Raw genomic sequence first — 5028 nt, forward strand, 5'->3', positions numbered from 1 at the left:
CCCTCCGGCAGCGGCGCCGGAAGGGCGGGTTCCGCGACGTCGCCGAGTTCCCGGGTGCGGGTCGGCGCGGGGACGTCGACCCGGGTGCCGTCCGGCAGGACCGCCGTGTGCGGGACCAGCCGGGCGTGAACGAACGACTCCGTGGCGATCCCGTAGGGGGAGGCCTCCGCGGGCGGCGCGGTCACGTGGAAGCCGGGATAGCTCGCCAGGGCGAGTTCGACGGCGGCGCCGCTGAAGGCCCGCCCGGCGACCCGCGCGTCGGGATCCCGGACGACGCAGTGCAGCAGCGCGCTCGCCGCCTCCTCGGTGTCGGCGTCCGCGTGATCGGTGCGGCCGAGGCTCCAGCGCACCTCGGCGGGAGCCCTGTCGGTGGGGGCGCTGTCAGCGGAGGCACTGCCGGAGGCGACACTGCCGGAGGAGACACTGCCGGCGAGCGCGCTCTCCAGCTGTCCGCGCACCAGCGCGGCCTTGGCCTCGATGTCCAGGCCGGTGAGCACGAAGGTGACCTCGTTGCGGAACCCGCCGAGCTCGCTGCGGCCCACCTTGAGCGTGGGCGGCGGCGGTTCCCCGCGGACGCCGCTGATCCGCACCCGGTCGGGGCCGTCGCCGGTCAGCGCCGGGCTGTCGAACCGGGCGGTGACGTCCGGGCCGGGATAGCGCGGACCGGCGATCTCGTAGAGCAGCTGTGCGGTGACCGTCCCCGGCGTGACCGCGCCCCCCGTTCCGGGGTGCTTGGTGATCACGCTCGACCCGTCGGCGTGGAGCTCGGCCAGCGGGAAACCCGGGGTGCCGAGGTCGTGCTCGGTGAAGAAGGCGTAGTTGCCACCGGTCGCCTGCGCCCCGCACTCGATCACGTGCCCGGCCACGACCGCGCCCGCGAGCGCGTCGTGGTCGTCGGGCGTCCAGCCGAAGTGGGCGGCGGCCGGGCCGACGACCACGGAGGCGTCGGTGACCCGTCCGGTGACGACGACGTCCGCCCCCGCCCGCAGGCACTCGGCGATCCCGAACGCGCCGAGGTAGGCGTTGGCGGTCAGCGCGTTCCCGAGCCCCAGTTCGTCGGCGCGGCCGGTGAGGTCGTCCCCGTCGACGTGCGCGACCGAGACGTTCAGACCCAGCCGGTCGGCCAGCTCGCGCAGCGCGTCGGCGAGGCCCGCCGGGTTCAGCCCGCCCGCGTTGGACACCACGGTGACCCCCGCGTCGACGGCCGTGCCGAGGCACTCCTCCATCTGCCGCAGGAAGGTGGTGGCGTAGCCCCGCGCCGGGTCCTTCGCCTTCGCCCGGCCGAGGATCAGCATGGTCAGCTCGGCCAGGTAGTCGCCGGTGAGCACGTCGACCGGGCCGCCGGTGAGCATCTCCCGCACGGCGGAGAACCGGTCACCGTAGAACCCGGACGCGTTCGCGATGCGGAGCATGGGACTCCTCCCCGTCGAGGAACGGACGTCAGCCTGCCACCGGCACCTCGGAAAAATCAAGCATGCTTGATTGTTTCATGCTGTTGGCAGCTTGCCAGCACGGTGTGGTGGAGTATTAGGCTCCAGCAGGACGACACCGGGAGTACGCCGACGCCGCGAGGGCGCGGCGACGGGAGGGCGCGACGGCGCGCCGAAAAGAGCGGGAGGCCGACGTTGGCCGGAATGCGCGACGACTACACCCAGATCGACTACTCGGTCGCCGACCGGGTCGCCACGATCACCCTGAACCGGCCCGAGGCCCGCAACGGCTACACGGTGCGGATGGCCGACGAGATCGCCGACGCGCTGGCGGAAGCCGACCGCGACGAGGACGTGCGCGTGGTCGTACTCACCGGCGCGGGCCGGGACTTCTGCGTCGGCGCCGACCTGTCCGAGGGCGGGTTCGACTTCGACTCCGACGCCGGACCGGACCCGGCCTGGCAGGAACCGGCGGGCCGGGTCTCGAAACGGCTGTTCGCGCTGAACAAGCCCGTCATCGCGGCCATCCACGGCTCGGCGATCGGCGGCGGGGTCACGATCACCCTGCCCGCCGACTACCGGCTGGCCTCCACCGACGCCCGCTTCGGATTCGTCTTCGTCCGGCGCGGCATCTACCCCGAGGGCGCCTCGGCGTGGTTCCTCCCGAAGCTGGTCGGCATGGGTCCCGCCCTCGACTGGATGGTCAGCGGCCGGCTCTTCGACGCGGACGAGGCCCGCGACACGGGACTGGTACACCGGGTGTACCCGCCGGAGCGGCTGCGGGACGAGGCCTACGCACTAGCCGCGGAGCTCGTCGCGAACACCGCCCCGGTGTCGGTCGCCGTGACCCGGCAGTTGCTGTACCGGATGTCCGGTGCCGACTCCCCCGGCCCGGTGCACGAGGTCGACTCGCAGCTCATCGCGAGCATCCGGAACAACCCCGACTCGGTCGAGGGAGTGCTGTCGTTCCTGGAGAAACGCCCGCCGGAGTTCCGGCTGCGGGTCAACGACGACCTGCCCGGTTTCCTGCCGTGGGCCGGGCCGGACGGCGCCGGGGGTACGACCGACGCGGCGGGGACGGCCGACCGGGACACGCCGGAGGGCGGTGCGGCCGGTGCCTGACTACCCACCCGAACCGTGGCGGCTGGCGGCACAGGCCTACCTGTCGGTGTGGCGGGTGCCGGTCCGGGCGCTGCCCCGATTGTCCGATGTGGTGACCCCGGTGACCCCCGGCGGCCGGGCCCTGGTGGTCACGGCGTGGATCGACTACACGCCACCGGGCCGGATGCGCTACCACGAGCTGCTGTCCACCGTGGCGGTCCGGCGCCCGCACGGCGCCGGGATCGCGGGCTCGATCACCGAGATCTGGGTCGACAGCGCGGCCTCCCGCGCCGGGGGACGCGAACTCTGGGGCATCCCGAAGGAGCTGGCCACGTTCGACCTGCGCTTCGGCCCGACGGTCACCGCCACCGCCCGGGCCCACGGGGGCGACGGGGCCGACGGCTCCCCCCTCGCCACGGCGACCTTCACTCCCCGGCGGCTCGGGACACCGTCGGTGCGGACGGGATTCTCCCTGATCCAGGAGGTCGCCGGTGCCCCGTACGTGAGCCCGGTGCGGGCGCGAATGCGGATCCGCGCCGCGTCGGCCCGCTGGACCGTCGACCCCCACGGGCCGCTCGGGTACCTGGCGGGCCACCGGCCGGTGTTCAGCGCCCACGCCACGGACGCACGCCTGCTGTTCGGCGCACGCGGACGGTGACCGGCGGCGGTGCCCGGCGAGCGGGGACGCGGCCGATAGACTCGGTGCCGTGAGTGACGCCCAGGACGAGTACCACGACGACCTGCCCGAACAGATGCGCATCCGGCGGGAGAAGCTGGAGCGGTTGCGCGAGGCGGGCGTCGAGCCCTATCCGGTCGACTATCCGCGCACGACCACGATCGCGGCCGTGCGGGAGGAGCACGGTGAGCTGGAGGCCGACCGGCACACGGGGCAGCGGGTCGCCCTCACCGGCCGCGTCCTGCTGTCGCGCACCGGCGGCAAGCTGTGCTTCGCCACCATCCGGGACGCCTCCGGCGCGATCCAGATCATGCTCTCGCTCGACCGGGTCGGCGCCGAGGCGCTGCAGTCCTGGAAGGACGACGTCGACCTCGGCGACCACGTCGGCGTCACCGGGGAAATCATCACCTCCAAGCGGGGCGAGCTGTCCGTGCTCGTCGACGAGTGGACGCTCACCTCGAAGTGCCTGCGCCCGCTGCCGGAGAAGCACAAGGGGCTCGCCGACCCCGAGGCACGGGTCCGGCAGCGCTACGTCGACCTGATCGTCAACCCGGAGATGCGGCAGCTGGCGCACCAGCGGGCGGGCCTGGTGCAGGCCCTGCGCTCGGTGCTGTTGCGCCGCGCGTTCCTCGAGGTGGAGACGCCGATGCTGCACCCGGTGCACGGCGGGGCGACGGCACGGCCGTTCACCACCCACATCAACGCCTACGATCTCGACCTGTACCTGCGCATCGCCCCGGAGCTGTACCTCAAGCGGCTCGTCGTGGGCGGCATCGAGAACGTCTTCGAGATCAACCGCTCGTTCCGCAACGAGGGCGCCGACTCCACGCACAACCCCGAGTTCACGATGCTGGAGTGGTACTCCGCCTACGGCGACTACACCGACGGAATGGCGATCACGCAGGAGCTCGTGCGGGCCGCCGCGGAGGCGGTGTTCGGCGACACCGTCGTCCGCAGCCCCCGGCACGGCGAGGTCGACCTGGCCGGGGAATGGCCGCGGATCACCCTCTACGGTTCGGTGTCCGAGGCGCTGGGCGCCGAGATCACCCCCCGCACCCCGGTCGAGGAGCTGCGCAAGCACGCCGACGCCGTCGACGTCTCCTGGGACGCGACCTGGGGACCGGGCAAGCTCGTGGAGCACCTGTTCGAGGAACTGGTCGAGCACACGCTCGTGCGGCCGACCTTCGTGTGCGACTTCCCGGTGGAGACCTCACCGCTGACCCGGCAGCACCGCGACGACCCGCTGCTGACGGAGAAGTGGGACCTCATCGGTTTCGGCATGGAGCTGGGTACCTGTTTCTCCGAGCTGATCGACCCGGTGGAACAGCGGCGCCGACTCACCGAGCAGTCGTTGCTGGCCGCGGGCGGTGACCCGGAGGCGATGCAGATCGACGAGGACTTCCTGCGGGCCCTGGAGTACGGGATGCCCCCCACGGTCGGCGCGGGCCTGGGCGTGGACCGGTTGCTGATGGCCTTCACCGGCAAGGGGATCCGGGAGACGATCCTGTTCCCGATGGTCAAGCCGGTCTGAACCGGCCGGGCGGCACCCCGGTCCAGCGGGTGAACGCCCGCACGAAGCTGGAGGCGTCCCCGTAGCCCAGGCGGCGGGCGACCTGCTCCACCGACAGCGCACGGGTCGCCAACAGCTCCTCGGCCAGCGTCAACCGAACCTCGTCGACCAGGGCCCGGTACCCGGTCCCCTCGTCGGCGAGCCGTCGGCGCAGCGTGCGGACGTCCATCGCCAGGTCGGCGGCGACGACGTCCATCCCGACCCGCAGTCCGTCGGCGGCCAGCAGCCGGTCGCGGACCCGGCGGGCCACG

The 5028-nt window shown here is 72.9% G+C and carries 5 protein-coding genes; 3 read left to right on the forward strand and 2 right to left on the reverse strand.

The features are described from left to right. Positions 1–1412, reverse strand: a 1412-nt coding sequence (locus tag SACHA_RS0119350) for an acyclic terpene utilization AtuA family protein (protein WP_019812420.1), incomplete at its 3' end; no start/stop codon positions are given. Between the two features lie 222 nt (positions 1413–1634). Here SACHA_RS0119350 and SACHA_RS0119355 point away from each other — a divergent pair. The 3 genes from SACHA_RS0119355 to lysX are packed head-to-tail and all read left to right on the forward strand — an operon-like array spanning position 1635 to position 4738. After that, positions 1635–2552 (forward strand): enoyl-CoA hydratase-related protein, encoded by a 918-nt coding sequence (locus SACHA_RS0119355; RefSeq protein WP_019812421.1) that lies wholly within the window; start codon positions 1635–1637, stop codon positions 2550–2552. Further along, on the forward strand, positions 2545–3189 hold the full coding sequence (locus SACHA_RS0119360; RefSeq protein WP_028663361.1) for an acetoacetate decarboxylase family protein: 645 nt from the start codon (positions 2545–2547) through the stop codon (positions 3187–3189). Before SACHA_RS0119355 ends, SACHA_RS0119360 begins: the two co-directional genes overlap by 8 nt. A 49-nt stretch (positions 3190–3238) precedes the next feature. Next, a complete protein-coding gene (gene lysX, locus SACHA_RS0119365) occupies positions 3239–4738 on the forward strand; it encodes a bifunctional lysylphosphatidylglycerol synthetase/lysine--tRNA ligase LysX (protein WP_019812423.1) in 1500 nt (499 codons plus the stop codon). Here lysX and SACHA_RS0119370 read toward each other — a convergent pair. After that, positions 4725–5028, reverse strand: a 304-nt coding sequence (locus SACHA_RS0119370) for a helix-turn-helix transcriptional regulator (protein WP_083935924.1), incomplete at its 5' end; no start/stop codon positions are given. The two genes, lysX and SACHA_RS0119370, sit on opposite strands and share 14 nt — an antisense overlap.

Origin of the sequence: Saccharomonospora halophila 8, assembly GCF_000383775.1 — a bacterium.
Lineage (GTDB): Bacteria > Actinomycetota > Actinomycetes > Mycobacteriales > Pseudonocardiaceae > Saccharomonospora > Saccharomonospora halophila.

Coding starts and splice junctions, on each gene's coding strand:
- SACHA_RS0119355 (WP_019812421.1), top strand. CDS start 1,635: ATGCGCGACGACTACACCCAGATCGACTACTCGGTCGCCGACCGGGTC.